Here is a 22,949-nt window from a genome sequence, read left to right as displayed (position 1 = left end):
TTCGGTTGGTTGGACGGGAGGCGTGCAGCCGAGGGGGTCGCGCCGGGGGCAACCGGCCGGCCCCCGCCACACGCAAGGGGCGGGTCAGGCGGCCTTGCGGACGCGCCTTGTCTTCGAGAGCGGATGCGTCGCGCTGGCCTCGTTGTAGGCCCGGATGTCATCGGCCGTGAGCGTGATCCGGCCACCATCGCGGTGGTGCCGGAGTTCGTGCCGCTTGCACTTCTCGCGGATCATCCGAGGCGTCCAGGGGAGCCACTTGTTCGCCGCGACTTCCTCGGGCGTGTACCGCCGGAGTTCGTCGATGGACTCGGCTGCCTCGACCTGGACCTGCTCGTTCGTGGGGGTTGCGGGTTCCGTGGCCATGGCGGTCACGTCGTCTCCTTGTGGGTGATGGCGGCTTCCGGGACGCCCAGCGCCCTGGCGATCCGCTCTTCTGTCTCACTGCTGGCTCCGGCCAGTCCCCGTTCGATCCGGGAGAGGTGGCTGCGGTGCCGGCCGGTGAGGCAGGCAAGCTTCCGAAGGCTCAATTTCTGCGCCTCCCTGAGGGCTCTGACTGCGTCGCCGTTCAATGTCACCCTCAGAGAGTAAGGGTGTAGCCCCCCGGCCTGCAAGCACTCTGCTCACATTCTTGCCTCAATCTCTGAGGGTGTGAGTGGTGTGACTGAGGGGATATGCGCTCCGGATCGCGCTATGCAACCCTTGTGCCCCTCAGGGCGCCTTAACGTGCAGGTCAAAGGCTGAGATGGGGTCTACGTGGTTGCATGAAAGTGAGGCATCATGAGGTTCCATGAGCGGAAACTGGACGCGGCTCGGCATCGCAGTGCGGGACGCGCGAGAGACCAGAAGCCTTACGCAGGCGGAACTGGGCGACCTCGTTGGCGTGGGTGCAACCACAATCGCCAACATCGAGCGCGCCCGCGTGAAGAAGATCTCTCCCACTCTTCGAGCCATCGCACGGGAGTTCGGCTGGGGGGCTGGCTCGATCGAGGGCATCCTTGCCGGCGGCGACCCACTACCCGCCACCCCAGGGCACCTCAATGCGCCGGTCGTCCAACCTGATGCCGATCCACCTGCCGTGATCGGTACAGAAGGACTGGGGCTGCGAGTTGTTGAAGCGCTGGCCGCAGGCACCACGCTTGACAGCACCGTCATCCCCCTTGGGCCGAACGGGGAGATGGTCGTCATCGTCAAAGGAAAACCCACCGCATCGCGCGCGCAACTGCGTGCCGAACTGGAGGCATGGGAGCAGCGCGAAGGGCATCTCCGGCGCCTCGGGCTCACTCCAGCCGACCCAGCAACAGACGACCCGTCAGATAACGGGTGAGTGCACCTTTCTGGTCGTCAGTTGGCGCGAACGCCTACACAATCCGCTTATAAGTGTGGTTGCATGACCAGACCGACGGCGGGGGCGCCACGGCGTTCAGGGGGACCGCATGGTCCATGTTCTACGCGTGTCCGGCATGCCGGGGCGAGCCATGGTCTGGGCGCGGCCAACGCGGCAAGGCGACACCGTGCTCTACATCGACAGAGCGTTCGCAGCAGGCACCACCGGAGCCATGTTCTGGAAGCCCGGCGGGGACACCAGGAAGTAAACGAGGACGAGTCCTCGATGATAGGGAGTACGGCGGCCCGCCGGCGGCCGGCCGCCACCCCGGCACCCACCAAGCAACACACCTCAAGGGGTGACCATGGCGTATGCCGAGAAGCGCGTCAGCACCGCGAAAGGCAGCAAGGGCAAGGTCACCTGGCGGGCCCGCTACCTCAGACCGGACGGGACCTACGGGTCCGAGCCCGGCTTCCCGACCAAGCGAACCGCGATCGATTGGGGCGACGCCCAGGAAGCGGCGATACGCGAAGGCCGCTGGATCGACCCGGCGCTCTCGCGCGGCCCCTTCGGAGAGTGGGCCCGGAAGTACATGGCCGACCGGGAACCGCGCGGCCGGACCCGGGGCACGATGTGGGAGAAGCTGGAGACGCACATCCTGCCCCACTGGGAGTACGTGCCGCTCCAAGGCATCACCTGGTACGACGCCGAGAGGTGGGCCAACGGCCTGGACTGCGACGACTCGACGGCCACGAAGTGCTTGACGATCATGTCCCAGATCCTCACCGGCGCGGTGGACGCCCAGCGGCTGCTCGTCAACCCGCTCGCCAACCGGCGTCGGTCGCGGCCGGCCGCCGTGAAGGAGGCAGTGGGCGCGAAGGACACGGCGGAGATGTGGGCGCCACCGGAAGTCGCGCTTCAACTTGCCCGCCGCGTCGGCCCGCTCGACGGACTGCACATCATCGTCACGGCGTTCGCCGGCGTCCGCTGGGGCGAGTCCCTGGCGCTGCGGCCGTCGAGCCTGGGGGAGCGGCACGAGCGCGGCTTCGCCTGTCCCACACTCGCCGTTGTCGAGGAGGTCGCGGAGTACACGCCCCGCGGTCCGGACGGTGAGCGCCTGCCCCTGTTCCTCGGCATCGAGCCCGTGAAGACCGCGGAGTCCAAGCGGAGCATCGACCTTCCGCCATTCCTCGCCGAACTGCTGGCCGCACACGCGGACGGCTGGGGGCACGAGTTCCTGTTCTGCACGCGCACCGGCGGACATTGGCGCCGCGGGAACTTCGGGCGCCAGATTGTGCGGCCGGGTGCCGACGGGCGGGAGGCGCTGGAGGCGACGAAGGGCCACGCGCCGAGGGCTGGTTGGGAGCCGATCATGCCGGGGCTGACGATGCGGGCTCTGCGGCACACGCACGACACCTACCAGGATGAGATCGGCGTGAAGCCGGCGTTGGCGTTCGAACAGGCCGGACACAAGCGGCCCGGGATCAAAGCTATCTACCAGCACCCCACGCCGGACATGCGCCGCATTAGACTGGAAGGGCTCCAGAGGATCTACGAGCGCGGGATGAAGGCGCTGGGCTGGTCGAGGATCTGGGAGGAAAGTTGATCTCCCGAAAATCTCCCAGATGATCTTCTCCTAGGGTTGCATCGCAGGCCCAGGGAGAAAGAGCGCCGCCCTTACAAGGCGGATGTCGGCGGTTCGAAACCGTCCACGCCCACCCCCAGGTCAGAGCCCCTTTGCTCGCCGGCGAGAGGGGCCCTTTTCGCGCCCCGAACCCGTATGGATCCCACATCCCCATGTGATCATGATCCTGGTCGCCCCTTCGAGGGATGAAATTCCGCCCTACTCGTGCGTAGAGTGCGCCTCGCGGAGAGGGCCGGCCTGCCTCCCCACGTGGGCCAGACTCCGCCCGCAAGGATTTCGGCTCGGGCGGTTGTACTGGCCGGACAGCCTGCCGGCCGCGCCTCGCGCCATGGCCTGGATTTCCGGGCCGGGCGACTCGCGGGCAAGATCCGCAGCCGAGCCGAGCCGAGCCGAGCCGAGCGGACAGCGGGGCGGCGGTCACCGGTTCTCTCGGTGCTGTCCTGGGGACGATGCCTCGGCGGTGGGTCGACCTGGGGCATGGACCGCTCCAGGTCGGCCCGCCGCTTCGGGCTCAGCGGGTTGTGGGGCCGGGCGGTCTGGGTTCGGTGGAGCAGCCCATTGTGCGGCAGTTGGGGTTCTCGCAGGACATGTGGTCACCTCGTCTCGGTCTCGCGGGTGGGTGTGTTGCCGCGCCGGGCGAGTGCCAGGTTCACCTCGGTGCGGAGCTCTGTGGTCAGTGGGATATCGGCACCGCAGGCGTGGTACAGGTGCGAGATGAGGATGTGGAGGCGCCGGTAGTCCTCCATGCTGATCCGGTCACCGATCACGGTCCGGATGCCTTCGACGGTGCCGTCCAGCGGCAGGCCGGTGAACCGGCCGGCCATCGCCTCCAGCTCACGGACCCGCCGGAACGCCGGCAGCTCGTCGTCGAGGAAGGCACGCACCGTGTAGGGCGGCACCGGCGGCCCCGGCGGGCGGGCATCGGCGAGGCTGAGGACCGGTGGCCGAGCGCGTTCACTCTCCTGCATGTCGTCGCCCTCTCCTGGCGCCGTCCACGCTCCCGGGCCTGCGAGCCGCGGGGGCATCTCGCTGCCCCGCCCCGGAGCCCGTCGGCGCCCGGGCCGGGAGCACTGCCCCCGACGGTAGGGACGGCCCGTGCGGCCCTGCGACTAATGTTCACTGATGTTCACGGAACTACTGGAACGGGTGATGATGGGCCGCACGCGGTCTTGACCCGCCTCCGCCGACGCGTGACCGTTGCGTACAACCGCGAACACGCCAAGCGTCGGAGGCTGTCATGGCATTACGGTTCATCGGCATCGACCCCAACACGGGGACCGGCGAAAGCCCCACCGTGTGGGTCGACCAGGAGAAGCGCGAGTTCGTCTTCCAGGGCTGGGAGCCTGACGAGGACACCCTCGCGGAATGCGAGCGGACAGAGGTCCCGGACCACGCTGTGGGCATCCCCGAGGGCGAGACCGTGATCCGCATTCCCGCCAGGATGCTGCCGATGATCAGGGAGGCGTGCGATGCCCTCGAACGCGCCGACGTTCGCTGAACTCCTCGACGGCGCCCGCTCCTCGGCCGTGCACCTGGAGATGCGCGACGTCTACGGCGTGGACAGCGAGGCGGCCGACTTCGCCCACTGGCGGGCCACTGGTGAGCGCGACGTCGACCCCGGATCGCCCTACTGGGCCCCCTGGGTGGACCTCGTGCAGCGCACGGTCGCCCGGGGCGTAGCGGTACGCCGCGCCCGGATCGTGTCCGAGCCGGTCACCGCGTACATCCGGTACGAACACGCGGGGACCGTCGTCAACCTCGGCGCTGGCGAACAGGTCCGGTGGCTGCCGCGGCGGCAGGCGAGCAACATCGCACTGCCCGGCAATGACTTCTGGCTGATCGATGACCGCCTCGTCCGCTGGAACCACTTCAGCGGAGACGGCGCCTCGGGCGGCGGCGAGATCAGTGAGGAGCCGGCCGTGGCCAAGCTCTGTGCCGACGCGTTCGACGCGGTCTGGAACCGGGCGATCCCGCACAACGAGTACAAGATCGAGTAGAGAGATGCCACCAGAAGATGCCCGTATCCCCGTCGTCCGCAGCCCAGATCGCTCGCGAGGCAGTAGCTCGGCGTCTCCGCGACCTGCGCGCGGACGCGGGGATCACCGGCACCGAGCTGGCCGGTCGCTGCGGCTGGACCCACCCGAAAGTGTCCCGTATCGAGAACGCCCGCACACCGCCGGCGCCTCGCGACATCCGCCTGTGGTGCGACGCATGCGGCGCGGGTGACCAGGCGCCGGACATCATCGCCGAGTCCCGCAACGCGGAGTCGCTGTACACGGACTGGCGTCGCCGGGTCCGGGCCGGCCTACGGCAACTTCAGGAGTCCTACACCGATCTCTATCGGGCAACCACGCACTTTCGGATCTACTCGCCGACCCTCGTTCCCGGCCTGCTGCAGACTGAGGGCTACGCCAGGGCGTTGCTCGGCGCGAACGCCCGCATGCTCGATATCCCCGACGACAGCGCCGAGGCCGCCGTCGCCCGGCTGCGCCGCTCCCAGATCATCCACGAGCCCCGCAGGCGGTTCGTCCTCGTCATCGAGGAAGCAGTCCTGCACTACCAGCTCGGCGACGACAACGCGATGGGAGCCCAACTCGGCCACCTCCTCACGGCCGGCGCCCTGCCCGCAGTCTCGCTCGGCATCATCCCCAGCTCGACCCGGGACCGCGCAGTGTGGCCGCAAGAGGTCTTCCACATCTACGACGACGCGCTGGTGTCCGTCGAGCTGTTGTCAGCCCGGGTGAAGGTGACGCAGCCCACCGAGATCGCCTTGTACGCCACCGCGTTCGAGCAGCTGCGCGGTATGGCGGTGTACGGAGCCGACGCGCGGGCGTTGATCGTGCGGGCCATCGACGCCTTGCGCTGAGGCCCGGCCCGCTCAAGCAGGCGGGGCGGGCCCAGCAGCATGGATGGGACACCCGCCGGCCTGCGGGCAGGGCCCGACCGCGCCGCTTGGCGCCGCGCCTGGTCAGGGGAAGGTGAGGGGGAGGGTGTGCCAGGTGATGTGGTCGTAGGGGGTTGTGGTGCCGGTTGCGAAGAGGATGCCGAGGCGGGTGCGGGAGATCTTGGTCAGGTCGGAGTAGGCGGCGGGGGTGTCCGGGGCGGTGAGGTGGGCGGTGGGGCGCCAGTGCAGGCCCCGGTCGGTGCTGCGGCGCAGCGTCAGGTGCTGCCGGGCGGAGGGGTCCTCGGGGCCGGAGTAGAGGAGCGGTCGCCGGAGGAACTGGTCGTACGTATGAGCGGCGGTTTTGGGCAAAAGTCACCCATTCGGGCGAAGGGTGCGAGGGGCCCGGGCGCGTCTTCCGGTGGCTGCTGACCATGGCCGAATGAGCATTCAGTGGGGGAAACACACCCGCTTATGGGCGGCTTTCGCCGTCACCGTCATGGCGACGGGCTCCTGGGGGCTGAGCACATCGGCGATGGCCGCTCCCCGGGGTCCTTGCGCCTCGCCGTCACATCACGCGACCGCTCCGCCCGCCGCGCGCACCTGCGGTTCGCCGGGCGTGCGGGCCGGGGGGACCGCCGGCCGGGAGGAGAGCTCCCCGGGCTCCCCGGGCTCCGGGGCACACCGGCCGCCCGTGTCCGCCGCTGCGCCGGAGCCGTCTTCGCCTGCCGCGGTGCCGGAACCCGTGGCGGAGCCGGCGCTGACGCCGGAGCCGACTGCCGCGTCCGCGTCGCCGCCGACCTCCTCGCCCGAGCCTGCCGCGGCACCTGAGCCCGAGCCGGCTCCCGCAGCTGAGCCCTCGGCGGCGGGCACGGAGAAGCCGCCCGCCAGCAACCGACCGTCCGGCCCGGCCCACCACCTGGGTGGTGGGTCGGCTCCCGCCGTGCCCGGCCACGGGGGCACCTCCGCGCACCACGCCGGGCCCGCTCACCCTCACACCTTCCCGGTGCGGCCCCCGTACCGGCCCGTACCCGCGTGGTGCGTGCCCTGGCGGTGGATCTGGAGTTGGGGCTGGGGCTTGGAGTGGCACGGGCACGGCGAGCACCACGGCAGGCCGCTGCCGTGGTGGTGCGGGAAGCCCCCGCCGCCGCCACCGCCGCCGACCACCCCGCCACCGACCACACCCCCGCCCACGACCGCACCCCCGAGCCCCAGCCCGTCACCCACGCCCACCCCGACACCCCCGGAACCCACGCCCACCCCGACACCGCAGCCCACGCCGCCGGCCGTGGCCGTACCGCCGCCGCCTCCACCGCCGCCTCCACCGCCGCCTCCACCGCGGCCCGCACCGCCGCCCGAACCCGCACCGGCACCCGCACCCACCGTCTCGCCGCACCCCGCGCCGCCCGCCGCACCGGCGGCCGTGCACTGGCCGGTCAGGCAACCGTCGCCGGCCGCACCGCCCGCCCCGCACCGGCGGCCGCTCACCGTGACGCTGCTGCTCACCACGGTGCCCGCGCTGCTCGCCGTGGCGGTGCTGCGGCCCGGCTCCAACGCGTATCGCAGGAACAACTAGCCCACAGCAAGGGGGAATCGGTATGTCGCAGTGGGTGGCACTGGTCATCGCCATGGTCGCGGTCTGCGCCGTGGTGCTCAGCGTGGTGGTCCTGATGCAACGCAGGATCGCCGAGGACGACGACCCGTCGGAGACACCGGACGTCATCGAGTACATGGTCATGATGATCGGCGTGGTCTACGCGATCGTCCTGGGCCTGGCCATCGCCGGGGTCTGGGAGGGCCGCGGCTCGGCGCAGGCGGATGTCCTGGCCGAGGCGCAGGCGCTGCACGAGGTGAAGTCCCGGGTGCAGGTGTACCCGGCGGACGTACGGGACAAGGTGCGCTCGGACGTGGACGCGTATGTCGTGTTCGTCGCCGACCACGAGTGGCCGTACATGCGCAAGCACGGTGAACTCTCCCCGCAGGGCACCGCGTTGCTCAACCAGGTGCGGACCGACGTGACACAGTTCGACCCCAGGAGCGATCTGGCCGCGCAGGCGTACCAGCCGGTGGTGGACGAGGTCGCCGCGGCCGATCAGGCGCGGGCGTCGCGCGGGCAGAACGCCGGGGCGACGATGCCCGGCATGGTGTGGTTCGGCCTGATCACCGGTGCGCTGGTGACGGTCGGCCTGATCTTCACGCTGCAGATCCGGCGCTCCCCACGGGAGTTGCTGCTCGCCGGGCTCTTCAGCGCGCTCATCGCCTTCCTGCTCTTCCTGATCTGGGACCTGGACGCGCCCTTCGGCAGCGGACTCGCGGTGTCGGCGGACGTCCTGCGGGACATCGTGCTCGGCACCTGACCGGTCGCGGTCCAGCCAGAAGAGCGGCTCCCCTGCCCGGCCTGGCAGGGGAGCCGCTCTCGTTCTCCGTCACTCAGCCGGTCACGTCAGCCGGTCACGTCGGTCGGTGCCGGCCGGTGGTTCAGTGCCAGTTGGCCACGTTCACGTTCTCCAGCACGCCCAGCGCGTCCGGGACCAGGACCGCCGCCGAGAAGTAGGTGCTCACCAGGTAGCTGATGACGGCCTTCTCGTCGATGCCCATGAAGCGGACGTTGAGCCCCGGTTCGTACTCGTCCGGCAGACCGGTCTGGTTGAGGCCGATGACGCCCTGGTTCTCCTCGCCGGTGCGGAGGGCGATGATCGAGCTGGTGCGGGCGGCCGTGACCGGGATCTTGTTGCAGCTGAGGATGGGCACACCGCGCCAGGCGGGCACGCTGGTGCCCAGCACCTCGACCGGGTCCGGGTAGAGCCCGCGGCGGGTGCACTCACGGCCGAAGGCGGCGATGGCCCGCGGGTGGGCGAGCAGGTAGCGGGTGCCGCGGCGCCGGCTGAGCAGTTCGTCCAGGTCGTCGGGCAGCGGGGGCCCTGCGTGCGGCTGGAGGCGCTGTTCGTAGTCGGCGTTGCCGAGCAGCCCGAACTCCGGGTTGTTGATCAGCTCGTTCTCCTGGCGTTCGCGCAACGCCTCGACGGTGAGCTTGAGTTGCTGCTCGGTCTGATTCATCGGCTCGTTGTAGAGGTCGGCCACCCGGCTGTGGACGCGCAGCACCGTCTGGGCGACGCTCAGTTCGTATTCACGGGGCTTGACCTCGTAGTCGACATACGTGGCGGGCAGCGCGGCCTCGCCCTTGTGGCCGGAGGCCAGCTCGATGTCGGCCTCACCGCGCCTGTTGGCGCGCTGCCGGGGGATCGAGCGGAGTGCGTCCAGGTGGCCGCGCAGCTCCGCGGACTGGGCCAGCAGCGGCTCAAGTTCCTGCCGGGACAGGGCGAGCACGGTGGTGGCGGCGCCGGCCTTGGCGGTGTACTCCCAGGTGGCGTCGCCGGTCAGCAGCGCCTGCTCGCCGAAGTGGTCGCCGTCGGCGAGGACACCGAGCCGGGTCTGCTCGCCGTACGAACCCTCGCCGAGCTTCTCCACCTTGCCGTGGGCGATGAGGAACACCGTGTCGGCGGGCGCTCCGGCCTCGGCCAGGACCTCGCCCGGTCCGTACTCCCGCTGGACGAAACGATCCGCCAGTGCGGTGAGCGAGGCGTTGTGCTGGAAGGTGCGCAGCGCGGCGATCTCGCCGAGCTCCTGCGGGATCACCCGGACCTGCGAGCCCGTCTTCACGAAGGTGACCCGGCCGTCACCGACCGCGTAACTCAGCCGGCGGTTCACCCGGTACGTGCCCGCGTTGACCTGGACCCAGGGCAGTACGCGCAGCAGCCAGCGGGACGAAATGCCCTGCATCTGCGGGGCGGACTTGGTGGTGGTCGCCAGATTGCGGGCGGCGGCGGTGTCGAGACTCGTCCGCTGCTCGCCGTTCTGGGGTGCGCCTTGTGCGGTGTCCTGGCCCGCATCAACCGACATGTGCTGTCCTTCCCGTAAGTGGGTGATACGGGCTCATTCTTTCCGTCACGCAGAGTGCTGCCTATTGCCGGAACGAGTGAGAATACTTTCCGAAATACGGGTAAGTGCCGTGGTCGGCGGGCCGGACGGTCCCGGTTCGGTGTCGACTCGAACCCGTGTGCGTCGAAAGGCCGTTGGCGGGCAACCGAGCGATGACGGGCGCTCCCGGCGCCCCTTCGGATCCAAGGGAGACTTCACATGCTGGCTGCCGTAGGCGCTGTCATCCTCTTCATCGCCTGGCTCATCAATGTCACGAACACCCACACGGACGCGGCCTTCACGCCGTGGAGCCTGATGGTCGCCGGGCTCTTCTTCGTGGCCCTGCACCTGGCCGGTGTCGGCACCGGCTGGTCGTACGGGGGCAGACGCCGCGGTCGCCGCTGAGGCGGCGGGTTGACGCGCCGGATGTGTCGGGTGCTCTGAGCGCGCTCGCGGCTCAGAGCGCTTCGACGACGGCGCCGCGGTCCGGCGGGGTGCCCTGGCCGGGGATCGCCAGCGGGACGGTCGGATAGCCGGCCGCCGCGATGGCCAGCCGGCGCTCGCGGCGGAAGACATAGGCGGCGAAGGCGCCCGCACCCACCAGAGCGGCGAAGGACATCGCGGTGCCGAGCCAGCTCGCACCGAGCCACTCGCCGCCGATCCAGCCCAGGCCCACGCTGTAGGTCGCCCAGCACACCCCGGCCAGCGCGGACCAGGGCAGGAACTCACCGGGGCGGCGCCGGGAGGTTCCCGCGCCGAGGCTGACCACGCTGCGGCCGGCCGGAGCGAACCTGGCCAGCACCACGAGCGCGCCGCCGCCACCGCTGAGCACCTGGTCGAGCCGTTCGTGCGCGGACGCGAGCCGCCGGGAGTTGGCGAGCCGGCGGTGGAACCAGTCACCGCCGCGGAACGCCAGCTTGTACGCGAGCAGGTCGCCCACGCACGAGGCGGTGGCCGCGCAGCCCAGCAGCGCGAAGATGTCGAGGATGTCGTCGCCGGCGCCCGAGGACCCGGCGGTGGCCGCGCTCACCACCAGCACACCGCTGGGGAGCACGGGGACGAAGACATCGAGCAGAACCGAGAGCGCGACCAGCAGGTAGATCCACGGCCATTCGAACAGGGAGCCCACGCCGTGCAGCACTGCGCCTCCTCGTCCTTCGCCAGTTTCTGCCCGAGTTGTGCGTTGTGTTCCCGCGAGTCCGTTGCGAAGCGCCGAGTGCCTGTTACGTGCCTGCTGAGCTGCGGATCTGTAGGTGTTGCCGGTGTCGCGCCGACGGCAGCGGATCTTCATTCGCCGTCAGCCGTACAGCGTACGCCAGTGGTGCCCGGCGGTTCCGTCGAGGGCACGTGACGTACGAGACAATCACGGCGTTATTACGGCGGGAATACTTTCGCCGAAACGGTTCAGCACCCGGTTCCCGCTGGCCGGAGCGCTTCCTTCGAGAGTACGTCCCGGTGCTCCCCGTGCAAGGGGGGTGAGCGGGTCGCGAGCTTCCTCACAAGTGCTTCACGATCTCCCGGCGCCCCTGGCGCACCGCCGGGCCTCCCGTAAACTGATCAACAGCAGAAGGGGAGTAGCTCTTCGCCGGACCGTCGACATACTGCTCGGGCCTCGCGGCGACCGCGGAAGCGGCGTGGTGCGGACCGGGCCGGCGCCCGGAGGCGGCAAGGACCGTGACAGGTCCGCCCGAGCGACATGCCGCCAGCGAGACCTTCGGCCGCAGTGTTCCGACGCTGCCGGGCCGAAGCGACCCCGCACCCTGCGGTTCCTCTCGGCACGGCCGCCCCGACCGATCGAGGATTCTCTCCCGTGCTCAGCATTTCCGTCGTCGCCGTGGTCTTCGGCGTCATCTTCCTTGCCGAACTCCCCGACAAGACCGCGCTGGCCAGCCTCATGCTGGGCACCCGCTACCGGGCGTCCTACGTCTTCTGCGGGGTCGCGGCGGCCTTCGTGGTCCATGTCGCGCTCGCCATCGCCGCGGGCAGCCTGCTGACCCTGCTGCCGCACCGCCTGCTCCAGGGGATCGTGGGTCTGCTCTTCCTGGGCGGGGCGGCGATGCTGCTCTTCTCGCACGGCGAGGACGAGGAGAAGGTGCGGGCGCCCGCCGACCAGAGCTTCCTCAAGGTGGCGGGGACCGGCTTCACGCTGATCCTGGTGGCCGAGTTCGGCGACCTCACGCAGATCATGACGGCGAACCTGGCCGCACGCTACGACGACCCGGTATCGGTCGCCATCGGCGCGGTGCTGGCGCTGTGGGCGGTGGCGGCGCTCGGCATCTTCGGCGGGAAGCTGCTGATGAAGCGGGTGCCGCTGCGGCTGATCACGAAGATCGCGGCAGGGGTCATGGTGGTGCTGGCCGCGCTCAGCATCTCCGAGGCGATCGCGGGCTGAGCCCGCGCTTCCGGCGCAGGGCCGGGGGCCGACCCCGGCCCGTGCGCCGATTCGTGCGCAGGGCCGGGGGGCCGGCAGGGCACCGCGGACCGGCGGGCGGGCGGCGGTGGTTCATGCGCCGGGCCCGGGGCCGGGCGGCGGCGCCGGTCCGCGGGGCACCGAGGCCCACGGGCGGGCGCTGGTGTCGTCAGCCGGCCGTGACGAGGAGGGTGCCGTGCGCGGTGGCCTCCACCCGGATCCGCTCCAGCGAGTCCACGTGCGCGCTGGGCCGGTGCGCCGCGGCGCGCGGGCCGACGCCCACCACCCGCATGCCGGCCGCGCGGGCGGCGGCGATGCCGACCTCGGCGTCCTCGAAGACCAGGCACTCCTCGGGCGTGAAGCCGAGTTCGGCGGCGCCCTTGAGGAAACCGTCGGGGTGGGGCTTGCTCGCGCTGACCCGCTCGGCGGTGACCAGGACCGGGGGGAGCGGCAGGCCGGCCGCGGCCATCCGGGCCCGGGCGAGCGCCTCGTCGGCGGAGGTGACCAGGGCGTGCGGGCGGCCCTGCAGGGCGGCCAGGAAGGCGGGGGCGCCGTGCACCGGGACGACGCCTTCGGTGTCGGCGGTCTCCTCGGCGAGCAGCAGTGCGTTCTCCGCGTAGTTCTCCTCGGCGGGGCGCTCGGGGAGCAGGGCGGCCATCGTGGCGTGGCCCTGGCGGCCGTGCACGACCCGCAGGACGGCGGCGGGCTCCATGCTGTGGCGCAGCGCCCAGCGGGTCCACACGCGTTCCACCACGGCGTCGGAGTTCACCAGGGTGCCGTCCATGTCGAGCAGCAGGGCGCGGGCGGTGAACTCGGACGGCATGCGGCTCCTCGGTACGACGCCTCAGGCGCCCTAAGACGGCAACGTGGCCCCGCCCGCCGGTCAGGGGAAGCGGGCGGAACCACTTTGTTCCTCCACGGTACAAAAGAATCGGCGGAAGCGCCAGCCCTGACCGTGCGGCCTTCGCGCGCTACCGCTTCTCCGGGTTCTGCGGGTGCTTCGGGTTCTGCGGGTTCTGCGGGCTCTCGGGGGCCGTGAACTGCAGCAGGCCCCAGGTGAAGTGGGCGATGGTGCGGCCCGGCGTGCCGGGAGTGGTGAGCGCCACCACGGCGCGGGTAGGGGCGTCCGGCGGGAGCGGCGTGGCCGGCGGGAAGGCGTTGGCGGCGTCCTCGACGGTGCAGGACCACGGGGTGAGGTCTCCGGCGGTACGCAGGGCGGGGGCGGGGGCATCCGCGGCGCGGACCAGCCACTCGTTCAGGATCGCCTTGCCGCCGGGGGCGACGAGCACCTCGAAACGCAGGTCGGGCCAGAGCGGGACCGGCCACAGCAGGGCCGTGCAGACGAGGTCGCCGACGCGCTGCCGCCGCTCGGACCGGGGCGGGCCGAGCGCGGTGCGGTACCGGCGTTCGCCGCCGGGGAAGGTCCGTGAGTGCAGCCGCGCCTGCCAGCGCCGGTTGGCCTCCCGCATGTCCGTATGGCTCGCGCCCAGTTCGCGGAGGGCGTCGTCCACCAGGCCGGGCTGGTGGTCGGCCATCCGGCGCAGCAGGACCAGTTGGAAGTGAGGAAGGCCGAAGGGTTCTCCGGTGACCATGGGGGGATTTTAGTGCGGGCCGGCCTGCCCGCTGCCGCGCTGCCCTCCGGTCCCCGCGCCCCCGGAGGGGTCAGCGGTGGTGGGAGGAGGTGAGGGCGGCGCGGGTGGCCTGGTCGTAGGAGCCCATCGGGGAGGCGTGGATGTGGTGCATGAACTGGAAGGCGGTCACCGCGAGCTGGACCTGGAGGGTGTAGACGCCGTCGATGGGGCCCCGGTAGAGGTGCGCGGCGGTGAGGGCGCGCTGCAGGTCGGCCACCTCCGGGCCCGAGTCGCCAGGGCCGAGGGTGGCGGGCGCCGGGGCGTCGTTGGGCTGGAGGGGCGGGGGCGGCGTGGTGGTGGGGGGTACGGCCGGGGTGGTGGTCGGCGTGCCCGCGGGCGCCGTGGTGGCCGGCGCGCTCGTGGCGGGGGTGGCCGACGGGGTGGCGGCCGGCGTCACGGGAGCGGTCGTGGTCGCGGTCGCCGTCGGGGCGGGGGAGGCCGGTGCGGCACGGCTGACCGGCGGCGCCACCTTCGCGGTGGCGGGCGACGCGTCGTGCGGCAGTTCGACGTCCGGCATCGACGTACTGAGATCGGGCAGCGCCCGCTCGGTGTCGGCCTGCTCGTCGCCCATGACCTGCCCGGTGACCGCCACCGCGCCCGCTGCCAGCGCCGACGCCGCCACGGTGGCCGCGGCCACCACGATCCCGCGTCTGCGGCGCCGGTGCCGCCCCCGTATCACCAGCGGCTCGGCAGCCGGCGGCTCCTCGGGGGCGTACTCGACCCCGGAGTACATCGAGGGGAAGAGTCCCAGATCGGCCGTCGCGGGCCCGTCCGGGTCGTGCTCGGTCGCGATGAGCGGGCGGGCCGTGGTCTCACCGGGCTCCTCGTCCGGCTCCGCGACGTACGGCCGCAGCCGCAGGGGGTGGAATCCCTCGGTCGCGGCCAGTGCGGCAGCCCGCTGCGCGGAGCGCTCGGCGGCCCGGGAGACGCCCTCTTCCGCAGCCCCCGCTACTTCCGTACCATCCGCACCTTCTGCCATTTTCCCCGCTTCCGCCCCGCTGACCTCGCTCGATTCCTCCTGGGGCGGCTCAGCCCCCGGATCTTGCTGCGGCGACGCCACTGGGTCCCCTCCCCGCCGTCGTTCGTGCGTTCGCAAAGTCCCGGCTGATTATGCCGATCCCCGTCGGGGCCGCACAGCCGCTCCCCCGAAAGGGGGCGGGCGGCCGTCCAAGATCACAACCCATATCCGTACAAACGGTGAGAATATGAAGTGTCTGGCCGTCGGGGGACGACGGGAGGAGCCTGTATGGCCCAGGACACCACCACCGCCGCGGAGCCCGCGGCGGGCGGACCGGGCGAGCACCAGGACAAGCGGGCGGTACGGATCGCGATCGGCGCGCTCGCCCTCGGTCTGCTCCTGGCAGCGCTCGACCAGACCATCGTGTCCACGGCCCTGCCCACCATCGTCAGCGAACTCGGCGGCATCAACCACCTGTCCTGGGTCGTCACCGCCTATCTGCTCGCCTCCACCGCGGCCACCCCGCTGTGGGGCAAACTCGGCGACATGTACGGCCGGAAGCGGCTCTTCCAGACCGTCATCGTGCTCTTCCTGATCGGCTCCGCGCTCTGCGGAATCTCCCAGAACATGCCCGAGCTGATCGCCTTCCGAGCTCTCCAGGGCCTGGGCGGCGGCGGGTTGATCGCGCTGTCGATGGCGATCGTCGGCGACATCGTGCCGCCCCGCGACCGGGGCCGCTACCAGGGCGTGTTCGGCGCCGTGTTCGGCGCCAGCAGTGTGCTCGGGCCGCTGCTGGGCGGGGTCTTCACCGAACAGCTCTCCTGGCGCTGGGTGTTCTACATCAACATCCCGATCGGCATCGTCGCGCTCGCGGTGATCGCCGCGGTGCTGCACATCCCGGTCCGCCGCACCGCCCACCGCATCGACTACGCCGGCATGGCGGTGGTGGCGGCCGCCGCGACCTGCCTGGTGCTGGTCACCTCGCTCGGCGGCACCACCTGGGCCTGGAGCTCGCCCGGCATCATCGGCCTGGCGGTGGCCGGGGTGGTCCTCGTCGCCGCCTTCGTGATGATCGAGCGCCGCGCCGAGGAACCGGTGCTGCCGCCACGGCTCTTCACCGTCCGCACCTTCGTCCTGTGCGCCGCGATGTCCTTCATCATCGGCTTCGCGATGTTCGGCGCGCTCACCTACCTGCCGACGTTCCTGCAGATCGTGCACGGCTACTCGCCGACCCTCTCCGGCGTCCACATGATCCCGATGGTCGTCGGCCTGCTGATCTCCTCCACCGGCTCCGGGCAGATCGTCAGCCGCACCGGCCACTACAAGGTCTTCCCGATCGCCGGCACCGCCGTCACCATCGTCGGACTGCTCCTGCTGCACCAACTGGACGAGAACACCGCGGTGTGGACGATGAGCCTGTTCTTCCTGGTCTTCGGGCTCGGCCTCGGCCTGGTGATGCAGGTGCTGATCCTCGCGGTGCAGAACTCGGTCGGCTACGAGGACCTGGGCTCGGCCACCTCCGGCACCACCTTCTTCCGGTCCATCGGCGCGTCCTTCGGCGTGTCCATCTTCGGCACGGTCTTCGCCCACCAGCTCTCGGAGAAGCTCGGCTCGGCGCTGCGCGGCCGCACCCTGCCACCGGGGGTCGACCCGGGCCGGCTCCAGGCCGACCCCACGGCCATCGCCCGGCTGCCGGAGGCGATCAGAGCGCCGGTCCGGCACGCCTTCTCGACCTCCATCACCACGGTCTTCCTGTGGGCGGTGCCGGTCGCCGCGGCCGGTTTCGTCCTGGCCTGGTTCCTCAAGGAGCAGCCGCTCCGCGGCTCGGTCACCGTCCCCGACGGCGGTGAGACGGTCGGCGCCAACCCGGTGGAGCGCTCCTCGCTGGACGAGATCGCCCGCTGCCTGTCCCTGCTCGGCAGCCGTGAGGCCCGCGCCGGCCTCTACACCCGCATCACCACCATGGCCGGAGCCGACGTGCGGCCGGCCACCAGCTGGCTGCTGCTGCGCCTCGCGCACGTCGGGGAGGCGGACCCCGTCGACCTCGCGGGCAGCACCACGGTGCCCGCCCACGTCATCGAAGCGGCCGCGGTCGAGGCGGAGTCCCGCGGCCTCGCGGTGCGCGCGGGCAATCCGCTGCGCCTCACCCCCTCCGGCCACGCCCTCGCCGACCGCCTCACGCAGGCACGCCGCGCTGTCCTGGCCGAACTCCTCGGCGACTGGGACCCCGCCCGGCATGCCGAACTCGCCGACCTCGTAGGCAAGTTGACCAAGGAGCTGTGCGGCGGCGACGCGGCACACCCGGAGCGTGCCGGCCGCGCAGGACGCCGCTCCCCCCAGTAGGAAGGCCCAGCGGCCTTCCGCCGGACCGCGTTGCGGGGCAACGGGCCTGACGGCGGGGGGTGTCCGCCACGCGCCGGGCCGGGCCGGTGTTTGGGGTGCCGGGCAGCGGACAGCCGACCGTAAAGAAGAGGACGGGAGGCACGTCATGTCAACAGGAGCGATAATCGCCGTCATCGTGGCGGTAGTTGTGGTGATCGCGATCGTCGCGGTGGTGACGATGATGCGCGGCAACGGCACGGGAGGCGCCGGACTCAAACGGCGTTTCGGTCCGGAGTACGAGCGGACGCTCGCCCGGCACGACGGGGACGACAAGGCGACGCGGCAGGAACTCAGTGAGCGCGTCAAGCGGTACGGCGGCTTCGAGCCGGCCCAGGTCAGCACCGAGCAGCGGGAGCGGTACGGGGAGCGCTGGGCGCAGATCCAGGCGCACTTCGTGGACGAGCCCGACCGGGCGCTGAGCGAGGCCGATCGGCTGATCGCCGAGGTCGCCACTGAGCGCGGCTACCCGGCCGCGGATTCGCCCGAGCACTTCGACGCGCTGTCCGTCCACCACCCGCACCAGGTGCAGGGCTACCGCCAGGCCCACGCGCTGGCCGAACACGCCGGCGCCGGCGGCCGGAAGGCCACCGAGGACATGCGGCAGGCACTGGTCGCGGCACGGGCGCTCTTCGACGACATGCTGCGGGACGCGGGTACGTCGCGGTCCCGCACCACCGAGGAGCGCACGCCGGACGCCCCCGCGCAGGCCCCGGCCGGCACGGCCCCGAGCGCCCCGGCCCCGGTGGCGGCACCGCCGGCCTCGACCCCGCCGGCCGCACGGGACGAGGCCGCCGAACCGGCCCCGGCCACCGAGGAGTCCACGGACACGCGAGCCGCTGACCGTGACCGTGACGCGGAAGCCGGCGCTGGTGCCGATGCCGGTGCCGATGCCGAGCGTGAGCACCACCGTCCGCTGGCGGACCGTTTCGCCTCCCTCACCGGGAGCGCGCGGCGCGACCACAGCAGCGACGACCACCGCTGACCCCGACCGTCGCCCCCGGCCCGCCCGGGGGCGGCCCTGGACGGCCGCATGCACGTGACGAGCATGTTGTATCCGAGGAGACGAAGACGATGAACGTCAACCGCACCCGTAGCGAGGACCGCGCCGACAGCCGCGACCCGGCCACCGACGAGCAGGCGGCGCCCGCCGTCACGCCGACCACCGACGGCGGCACCGACGAACAGCGCAGCGCGCCGGCCGGCGCGAGGACCGCGGAGCCGCAGCGCCCCGCCGTCACCACCCCGCCGCCGTCCGGGGCCGGCCGTACGACCGGCACCGGTACCAGCCGTGGCAGTGGCAGTGGCACGGGCACCGGCGCCCGGACCCCGGCAGGCAGCGACTCCGGCGCGGGGACCCGTACCGCAGGGACGGACAACGGGACTCCGGCCGGTACGGACTCCGGCTCCGGCACCGGGACTGACATCGGGACCGGCACCGGCACCGGCACCGGCATGAAGCGCCCGGCCGGCGCCGAAGGCACTGACACCGGCACGGACGCCGACGCCAAGCGGGAGCGGCGCGACCGGGACCGGGACCGGGACCGGGAGGACACCGCCGCGGCGCAGCCGCCGGCCACCCCGCCGACCGCCGGGCGAGGCACCCCGACGGCCGCGTCCACCATGGGTTCCGACTCCCGCACGGCCCAGGCCCGTGGCACCGCGACCCGCACCACCGAGGACATCGACCAGCTCAACAGCCGTATGGAGCGCGCCCTCGGCGGCTTCGTCGACGACCCGCGGCGAGCCGTGCGCGAGGCCGACGCGGTCCTGGACGAGGCGGTCCGCCGGCTGACCCGGATGGTCGAGGAGCGGCGCGACACGCTGCGCGGCAGCTGGCACGGTGACAACGGCGACAAGACCGGTACGGAGGAGCTGCGCGTCGCGCTCACCCGTTACCGCGACATGACCCGTGAGCTGCTGAACGTCGGCTGACCACGGCAGGAACAACCCCCGGCCCGCAGGCAGTACACGCCTGCGGGCCGCGCCGCGTGTCAGTCGCGCGGTTCACCGAAGACGACCGCGGCGCCGAACGCCGCGCGGCGGGTGGCCCGGCGCAGGGCGCGCAGGATCGGCGGCCCGAGGGTGAAGGAGAGCACCGCGGTGAGTGCGGCGCGCGGCAGGTCCCAGCCGAGGGACGTGGTGAGGCAGTAGGCGGCGAACCGGGCGAGGTTGGTGGCCAGCGGGGCGTGCGGGTCGTAGGCGATGTCGGAGGCGAGGCCGGCGATGTAGGGCCAGCCCTGGAGGTTCATCACGGTGCCGTACGCGAGGGCGGCGACCGCGCCGTAGCAGGCGAGCAGGGCGAGTTCGCCCCGGCCGCGCAGCCGGTCGGGCCGGGGCAGCAGGCCCGCGCCCATCGTGACCCACCCCATCGCCAGCATCTGGAACGGCATCCACGGACCGACCCCGCCGGTCAGCAGCGCGGAGGCGAACATCGTCAGCGAGCCCAGCGTGAAGCCGAAGCCGGGGCCGAGCACCCGGCCGGAGAGCACCATCAGGAAGAACATCGGCTCGATCCCGGCGGTGCCGGCGCCGAGCGGTCGCAGCGCGGCGCCCGCGGCGGCCAGCATGCCGAGCATCGCGATGGCCTTCGCGTCCATCCCGGTGTCCGCGACGGTCGCGATCACCACGCCCACGAGCAGCGGCAGCAGCGCGGCGAACAACCAGGGCGCGTCGGTGCTGTGCGCGGCCACGGACGAACCGTGCGCGGCGAGCAGCGGCCACCCGAAGGCGGCCACCCCGATCGCCGAGACGATCACCAGCGCGGTGACCGACCTGACCCCCAACCGCACGACCGCCCCTGCCGGCCGTGTTCCGGCGGTCCGGTCCGCCGGAGGGCCGGCGTTCCCGTCGGCCGGTACTTCGGCGTTCTTGCCGGCCGGAAAGCTCGCGAGGGCGACGGGTTGCGGGCCGGTGTTCCCGTCCGCCGGAGGGCCGACGTTTTCCGGGGGCGGTGTTCCTGCGTTCCCGTCTGCCGGAGGGACGCCGCCGGGCCCCGGCGGCGGGGGAGGTTGCCGGTTGTCCCTGGGGGTCATGACGTGGGGTCCAGGGCGTGGGCGACCTGGGTGGAGGTGAGCCAGGGGGAGGGGGCGAGGATCTTGGCGACCTGGGGGGCGAAGGAGGGGGAGGAGAGGACGACTTCAGGGGTGGGGCCGTCGGCGACGACCTCGCCGTCGGCCAGGATGACGACGCGGTGGGCGAGTTCGGCGGCGAGTTCGACGTCGTGGGTTGCCAGGACGATCGCGTGGCCGTCGGCGGCCAGGCTCCGCAGGTGCGCGGCGAGGCGGGACTTGGCCGCGTAGTCCAGGCCGCGGGTCGGCTCGTCCAGCAGCAGGACCGGCGGCCTCGCGGCGAGCACGATCGCCAGCGCGAGGGTGAGCCGCTGCCCTTCGGAGAGGTCACGCGGATGCGCGTCCTCCCGTACCCCGGGCAGGAGTTCGCCGAGCAGTGCCCGGCACGTGCCCGGTGCCGCGCCCGCGTCACGGTCCGCGGCGGCGCACTCCGCGGCGACCGTCTCGGCGTAGAGCAGGTCCCGCGGCTCCTGCGGTACGAGCCCGACCCGGCGCACCAGTTCCGCGGGACGGGTGCGGTGGGGCACCGCGCCGCCGACGGTGACCGCACCCGAGGCGGGCGTGTGCAGGCCGACCAGCGAGGCCAGCAGCGTCGACTTGCCGGCCCCGTTGCGGCCCATCAGCGCGACGGTCTCACCGGCCCGTACCGTCAGGTCCACCCCGCGCAGCGCCTCCACCCGGCCCCGCCGCACGGCCAGCCGCTCCACCCGCACCAGGGGTTCGCCGGTGCCCGCCGGTCCAGGCCGCGGCGCCGCCAGGTCCGCCAGCCGGTCGCGCAGTGCGCCGGCCCGGCGGCGGGCGTCGCGGACCGACAGCGGCAGCGGCGACCAGCCGGCCAGCCGGCCGAGGGCGACCACCGGCGGATGGACCGGGGAGACCGCCATGACGTCGGCCGGAGCGCCGGTCACCGCCGGCCCACCGGGGGCGGGCAGCAGGACGACCTGGTCGGCGTACTGCACCACCCGCTCCAGGCGGTGCTCGGCCAGCAGGACGGTGGTGCCGAGGTCGTGCACGAGCCGCTGGAGAACGGCGAGCACCTCTTCCGCGGCGGCCGGGTCGAGCGCGGAGGTGGGTTCGTCGAGGACCAGCACCCGCGGGTGGACGGTGAGGACGGAACCGATCGCCACCCGCTGCTGCTGCCCGCCGGAGAGCGTAGCGATGGGGCGGTCGCGGAGTGCGGCGAGCCCGAGCAGGTCGAGGGTCTCCTCGACGCGGCGCCGCATCGTCTCCGGCGGGACGCCCAACGACTCCATGCCGTAGGCGAGTTCGTCCTCGACGGTGTCGGTGACGAAGTGCGAGAGCGGGTCCTGGCCCACCGTGCCGACCACGTCGGCGAGTTCCCGCGGTTTGTGGGTACGGGTGTCGCGCCCCGCGACGGTGACGCGCCCGGTGAGCAGCCCGCCGGTGAAGTGCGGCACGAGACCGCCGACCGCGCCGAGCAGGGTCGACTTGCCGGCCCCCGAGGGGCCGACGACCAGGCACAACTCACCCTCGGGCACGGTCAGTTCGATGCCGCTCAGGGTGGGGGCCGCGGCGCCGTCGTAGGTCACGGAGACGTTCTCGAAGCGGATCACCGCGATGCCCCCCGGGGCGCCACCACGGGCGCGGGCGCCACGAAGGCCGGGAGCAGCCCCAGCAGCACCGACAGCGCGGGCCACAGCGGCAGCGCCGGGGCCGCCAGCGGAAAGGCGGGCGGGTCGAGGGCCGCCGCGTCGTACCCGCCGGCCGTGATCATCAGCGCTGCGACCGCCACCCCCGACCCGGCGACCAGCCACGCCCGGGGACCCCACCGGTCGGGGCGGTAGCGGGTCCGTACCGAACGCCGCCCGCCGAGGCGCAGTCCGGCCGTCGCGGCGGCCAGCCCGGCCGCCAGCAGCGGCAGGCCGTACCGGGTGCCGTCCGCGGTCAGCAGTCCGTAGGTGCCCGCGCACACCCCGAGCAGGCCGCCGAGGGTGAGCGCGGCGGTGGTCCGGCGCACCCCGGGCGGGACCGCGGCGGTCCGCCCGTAGCCGCGCGCGTCCATCGCCGCCGCCAGTGCCACCGACCGCTCCAGCGCGCCTTCCAGCACCGGCAGTCCGACCTGCAGCAGTGCCCGTATCCCGCGGTCCTCCCGGCCGCGCAGCCGCCGGGCCGCCCGCAGCCGGGACACGTCCGCGACCAGGTGCGGGGCGAAGGTCATGGCGACCACCACCGCCACCCCGGCCTCGTAGAGCGCGCCCGGCAGCGACTTGAGCAGCCGCGCCGGATTGGCCAGCGCGTTCGCCGCGCCCACGCACACCAGCAGCGCGGCCAGCTTCATGCCGTCCCGCAGCGCGAAGACCACGCCCTCCGCGGTGACCCGCCCGCCGATCCGTACCCCCTGCGCCCAGCCGGGGAGCGGTACTTCCGGCAACCGCACCAGCACATGCGTGCCCGGTACCGGTGAGCCCAGCACCACGGCGAACACCAGCCGGATCACCAGAACGGCCAGCCCCAGCCGCAGAAAGGCTCCGTACGACCGGGCCCAGGGTGCGTCCCCGCGCCGCGCGGCCACCACGTAACCGGCGACCGCCACCACCAGCGCGAGCAGCAGCGGGTTGCTGGTCCGGGACGCGGCGGTGGCGAGCCCCAGCGCCCACAGCCACCAGGCCCCGGCGTGCAGCGCGTTGGCCCGGCCCGCCGCCGGCGCGCGCAGCCGGGCGGCCCGCCCTGACCGGCCGGCCGGCAGCGCGTCCTCGCGCCCCGGCAGCTCC

25 protein-coding genes and 1 tRNA gene are annotated in these 22,949 nt (G+C 72.5%); 13 read left to right on the top strand and 13 right to left on the bottom strand.

The features are described 5' to 3' along the window. Window positions 1-84 precede the first annotated feature (84 nt). Both OG552_RS10140 and OG552_RS10135 read right to left on the bottom strand, forming a co-directional pair. The gene (locus OG552_RS10140) at window positions 85-372 is read right to left on the bottom strand and encodes a hypothetical protein (RefSeq protein WP_329131418.1); all 288 of its coding nucleotides are present in this window, start codon (window positions 370-372) and stop codon (window positions 85-87) included. Continuing rightward, window positions 369-575 carry a helix-turn-helix domain-containing protein gene (locus OG552_RS10135; protein WP_329131416.1) on the bottom strand — a complete coding sequence of 69 codons (207 nt, stop codon included), beginning with the start codon at window positions 573-575 and terminating at the stop codon, window positions 369-371. Before OG552_RS10135 ends, OG552_RS10140 begins: the two co-directional genes overlap by 4 nt. Window positions 576-787: 212 nt before the next feature. On the opposite strand from OG552_RS10135, the gene OG552_RS10130 reads away from it, so the two are divergent. The 3 genes from OG552_RS10130 to OG552_RS10120 all read left to right on the top strand — a co-directional run bounded on the left by OG552_RS10130 (window position 788) and on the right by OG552_RS10120 (window position 3,042). Beyond that, a complete protein-coding gene (locus tag OG552_RS10130; RefSeq protein ID WP_329131413.1) occupies window positions 788-1,324 on the top strand; it encodes a helix-turn-helix domain-containing protein in 537 nt (178 codons plus the stop codon). A gap of 364 nt (window positions 1,325-1,688) precedes the next feature. Continuing rightward, the gene (locus tag OG552_RS10125) at window positions 1,689-2,930 is read left to right on the top strand and encodes a hypothetical protein (RefSeq protein ID WP_329131411.1); all 1,242 of its coding nucleotides are present in this window, start codon (window positions 1,689-1,691) and stop codon (window positions 2,928-2,930) included. Between the two features lie 46 nt (window positions 2,931-2,976). After that, a tRNA-Val gene (locus OG552_RS10120) sits at window positions 2,977-3,042 on the top strand. Window positions 3,043-3,562: 520 nt separating this feature from the next. Here OG552_RS10120 and OG552_RS10115 read toward each other — a convergent pair. Beyond that, window positions 3,563-3,937 carry a hypothetical protein gene (locus tag OG552_RS10115; RefSeq protein ID WP_329131409.1) on the bottom strand — a complete coding sequence of 125 codons (375 nt, stop codon included), beginning with the start codon at window positions 3,935-3,937 and terminating at the stop codon, window positions 3,563-3,565. A gap of 269 nt (window positions 3,938-4,206) precedes the next feature. Between OG552_RS10115 and OG552_RS10110 the strand changes: the two genes are divergently transcribed. Genes OG552_RS10110 through OG552_RS10100 form a run of 3 tightly spaced genes read left to right on the top strand, consistent with a single transcriptional unit; the run spans window position 4,207 to window position 5,835 of the window. After that, complete coding sequence (locus OG552_RS10110; protein WP_329131408.1) at window positions 4,207-4,467, top strand: hypothetical protein; 261 nt, start codon at window positions 4,207-4,209, stop codon at window positions 4,465-4,467. Then, window positions 4,439-4,966: a DUF6879 family protein gene (locus OG552_RS10105; RefSeq protein ID WP_329131405.1), complete on the top strand. Its 528-nt coding sequence runs from the start codon at window positions 4,439-4,441 to the stop codon at window positions 4,964-4,966. Before OG552_RS10110 ends, OG552_RS10105 begins: the two co-directional genes overlap by 29 nt. Window positions 4,967-4,983: 17 nt before the next feature. Next, a complete protein-coding gene (locus tag OG552_RS10100) occupies window positions 4,984-5,835 on the top strand; it encodes a helix-turn-helix domain-containing protein (RefSeq protein WP_329131403.1) in 852 nt (283 codons plus the stop codon). A 102-nt stretch (window positions 5,836-5,937) separates the two neighbouring features. On the opposite strand, the gene OG552_RS10095 is transcribed toward OG552_RS10100, so the two are convergent. Together OG552_RS10095 and OG552_RS10090 are read right to left on the bottom strand one after the other, a co-directional pair. Continuing rightward, window positions 5,938-6,222, bottom strand: a complete 285-nt coding sequence (locus OG552_RS10095; RefSeq protein ID WP_329131401.1) for a sialidase family protein — start codon at window positions 6,220-6,222, stop codon at window positions 5,938-5,940. Between the two features lie 621 nt (window positions 6,223-6,843). Next, window positions 6,844-7,077, bottom strand: coding sequence for a hypothetical protein (locus OG552_RS10090; protein WP_329131399.1), 234 nt, complete (start codon window positions 7,075-7,077; stop codon window positions 6,844-6,846). 196 nt (window positions 7,078-7,273) lie between these two features. Between OG552_RS10090 and OG552_RS10085 the strand changes: the two genes are divergently transcribed. Both OG552_RS10085 and OG552_RS10080 read left to right on the top strand, forming a co-directional pair. Next, window positions 7,274-7,426 carry a hypothetical protein gene (locus OG552_RS10085; RefSeq protein WP_329131398.1) on the top strand — a complete coding sequence of 51 codons (153 nt, stop codon included), beginning with the start codon at window positions 7,274-7,276 and terminating at the stop codon, window positions 7,424-7,426. Between the two features lie 22 nt (window positions 7,427-7,448). Continuing rightward, the gene (locus OG552_RS10080) at window positions 7,449-8,207 is read left to right on the top strand and encodes a bestrophin-like domain (RefSeq protein ID WP_329131396.1); all 759 of its coding nucleotides are present in this window, start codon (window positions 7,449-7,451) and stop codon (window positions 8,205-8,207) included. A 121-nt stretch (window positions 8,208-8,328) separates the two neighbouring features. Here OG552_RS10080 and OG552_RS10075 read toward each other — a convergent pair whose 3' ends face one another. Next, window positions 8,329-9,750: a family 2B encapsulin nanocompartment shell protein gene (locus tag OG552_RS10075; RefSeq protein ID WP_329131394.1), complete on the bottom strand. Its 1,422-nt coding sequence runs from the start codon at window positions 9,748-9,750 to the stop codon at window positions 8,329-8,331. 237 nt (window positions 9,751-9,987) lie between these two features. Here OG552_RS10075 and OG552_RS10070 point away from each other — a divergent pair, with 237 nt between their 5' ends. Next, window positions 9,988-10,173: a hypothetical protein gene (locus OG552_RS10070; protein ID WP_329131392.1), complete on the top strand. Its 186-nt coding sequence runs from the start codon at window positions 9,988-9,990 to the stop codon at window positions 10,171-10,173. Between the two features lie 52 nt (window positions 10,174-10,225). Here the strand turns inward: OG552_RS10070 and OG552_RS10065 are convergent, their stop codons facing one another. Beyond that, a complete protein-coding gene (locus OG552_RS10065; RefSeq protein WP_329131390.1) occupies window positions 10,226-10,909 on the bottom strand; it encodes a DedA family protein in 684 nt (227 codons plus the stop codon). 669 nt (window positions 10,910-11,578) lie between these two features. Here OG552_RS10065 and OG552_RS10060 point away from each other — a divergent pair. Then, window positions 11,579-12,160, top strand: a complete 582-nt coding sequence (locus OG552_RS10060) for a TMEM165/GDT1 family protein (protein ID WP_329131389.1) — start codon at window positions 11,579-11,581, stop codon at window positions 12,158-12,160. Window positions 12,161-12,347: 187 nt separating this feature from the next. Here OG552_RS10060 and OG552_RS10055 read toward each other — a convergent pair whose 3' ends face one another. From OG552_RS10055 to OG552_RS10045, 3 genes are all read right to left on the bottom strand, one after another. After that, complete coding sequence (locus OG552_RS10055) at window positions 12,348-13,001, bottom strand: HAD-IA family hydrolase (RefSeq protein ID WP_329131387.1); 654 nt, start codon at window positions 12,999-13,001, stop codon at window positions 12,348-12,350. A 148-nt stretch (window positions 13,002-13,149) separates the two neighbouring features. Further along, on the bottom strand, window positions 13,150-13,770 hold the full coding sequence (locus OG552_RS10050; protein ID WP_329131385.1) for a hypothetical protein: 621 nt from the start codon (window positions 13,768-13,770) through the stop codon (window positions 13,150-13,152). A 70-nt stretch (window positions 13,771-13,840) separates the two neighbouring features. Further along, a complete protein-coding gene (locus OG552_RS10045) occupies window positions 13,841-14,788 on the bottom strand; it encodes a peptidoglycan-binding domain-containing protein (protein WP_329131384.1) in 948 nt (315 codons plus the stop codon). A gap of 267 nt (window positions 14,789-15,055) precedes the next feature. Between OG552_RS10045 and OG552_RS10040 the strand changes: the two genes are divergently transcribed. From OG552_RS10040 to OG552_RS10030, 3 genes are all read left to right on the top strand, one after another. Then, window positions 15,056-17,110 carry an MFS transporter gene (locus OG552_RS10040; protein ID WP_329131382.1) on the top strand — a complete coding sequence of 685 codons (2,055 nt, stop codon included), beginning with the start codon at window positions 15,056-15,058 and terminating at the stop codon, window positions 17,108-17,110. 145 nt (window positions 17,111-17,255) lie between these two features. Further along, window positions 17,256-18,131, top strand: a complete 876-nt coding sequence (locus OG552_RS10035) for a hypothetical protein (protein ID WP_329131380.1) — start codon at window positions 17,256-17,258, stop codon at window positions 18,129-18,131. An 89-nt stretch (window positions 18,132-18,220) separates the two neighbouring features. Then, window positions 18,221-19,081: a hypothetical protein gene (locus OG552_RS10030; protein ID WP_329131378.1), complete on the top strand. Its 861-nt coding sequence runs from the start codon at window positions 18,221-18,223 to the stop codon at window positions 19,079-19,081. 59 nt (window positions 19,082-19,140) lie between these two features. Here the strand turns inward: OG552_RS10030 and OG552_RS10025 are convergent, their stop codons facing one another. The 3 genes from OG552_RS10025 to OG552_RS10015 all read right to left on the bottom strand — a co-directional run bounded on the left by OG552_RS10025 (window position 19,141) and on the right by OG552_RS10015 (window position 22,945). Then, a complete protein-coding gene (locus OG552_RS10025) occupies window positions 19,141-19,938 on the bottom strand; it encodes an ECF transporter S component (RefSeq protein WP_329131376.1) in 798 nt (265 codons plus the stop codon). Window positions 19,939-20,177: 239 nt separating this feature from the next. Next, on the bottom strand, window positions 20,178-21,791 hold the full coding sequence (locus tag OG552_RS10020) for an ABC transporter ATP-binding protein (RefSeq protein ID WP_329131374.1): 1,614 nt from the start codon (window positions 21,789-21,791) through the stop codon (window positions 20,178-20,180). Further along, window positions 21,788-22,945 carry a CbiQ family ECF transporter T component gene (locus tag OG552_RS10015; RefSeq protein WP_329140718.1) on the bottom strand — a complete coding sequence of 386 codons (1,158 nt, stop codon included), beginning with the start codon at window positions 22,943-22,945 and terminating at the stop codon, window positions 21,788-21,790. The genes OG552_RS10020 and OG552_RS10015 overlap by 4 nt, the downstream gene beginning before the upstream one ends. Window positions 22,946-22,949 lie beyond the last annotated feature (4 nt).

This window comes from Streptomyces sp. NBC_01476 (assembly GCF_036227265.1).
Classification (GTDB): Bacteria; Actinomycetota; Actinomycetes; order Streptomycetales; family Streptomycetaceae; genus Actinacidiphila.
This window is presented reverse-complemented; position numbering and strand designations above follow the sequence as displayed.

Coding starts and splice junctions, on each gene's coding strand:
- OG552_RS10130 (WP_329131413.1), top strand. CDS start 788: ATGAGCGGAAACTGGACGCGGCTCGGCATCGCAGTGCGGGACGCGCGA.
- OG552_RS10125 (WP_329131411.1), top strand. CDS start 1,689: ATGGCGTATGCCGAGAAGCGCGTCAGCACCGCGAAAGGCAGCAAGGGC.
- OG552_RS10115 (WP_329131409.1), bottom strand. CDS start 3,937: ATGCAGGAGAGTGAACGCGCTCGGCCACCGGTCCTCAGCCTCGCCGAT.
- OG552_RS10110 (WP_329131408.1), top strand. CDS start 4,207: ATGGCATTACGGTTCATCGGCATCGACCCCAACACGGGGACCGGCGAA.
- OG552_RS10105 (WP_329131405.1), top strand. CDS start 4,439: ATGCCCTCGAACGCGCCGACGTTCGCTGAACTCCTCGACGGCGCCCGC.
- OG552_RS10100 (WP_329131403.1), top strand. CDS start 4,984: ATGCCCGTATCCCCGTCGTCCGCAGCCCAGATCGCTCGCGAGGCAGTA.
- OG552_RS10080 (WP_329131396.1), top strand. CDS start 7,449: ATGTCGCAGTGGGTGGCACTGGTCATCGCCATGGTCGCGGTCTGCGCC.
- OG552_RS10075 (WP_329131394.1), bottom strand. CDS start 9,750: ATGTCGGTTGATGCGGGCCAGGACACCGCACAAGGCGCACCCCAGAAC.
- OG552_RS10070 (WP_329131392.1), top strand. CDS start 9,988: ATGCTGGCTGCCGTAGGCGCTGTCATCCTCTTCATCGCCTGGCTCATC.
- OG552_RS10055 (WP_329131387.1), bottom strand. CDS start 13,001: ATGCCGTCCGAGTTCACCGCCCGCGCCCTGCTGCTCGACATGGACGGC.
- OG552_RS10050 (WP_329131385.1), bottom strand. CDS start 13,770: ATGGTCACCGGAGAACCCTTCGGCCTTCCTCACTTCCAACTGGTCCTG.
- OG552_RS10045 (WP_329131384.1), bottom strand. CDS start 14,788: ATGGCAGAAGGTGCGGATGGTACGGAAGTAGCGGGGGCTGCGGAAGAG.
- OG552_RS10040 (WP_329131382.1), top strand. CDS start 15,056: ATGGCCCAGGACACCACCACCGCCGCGGAGCCCGCGGCGGGCGGACCG.
- OG552_RS10035 (WP_329131380.1), top strand. CDS start 17,256: ATGTCAACAGGAGCGATAATCGCCGTCATCGTGGCGGTAGTTGTGGTG.
- OG552_RS10030 (WP_329131378.1), top strand. CDS start 18,221: ATGAACGTCAACCGCACCCGTAGCGAGGACCGCGCCGACAGCCGCGAC.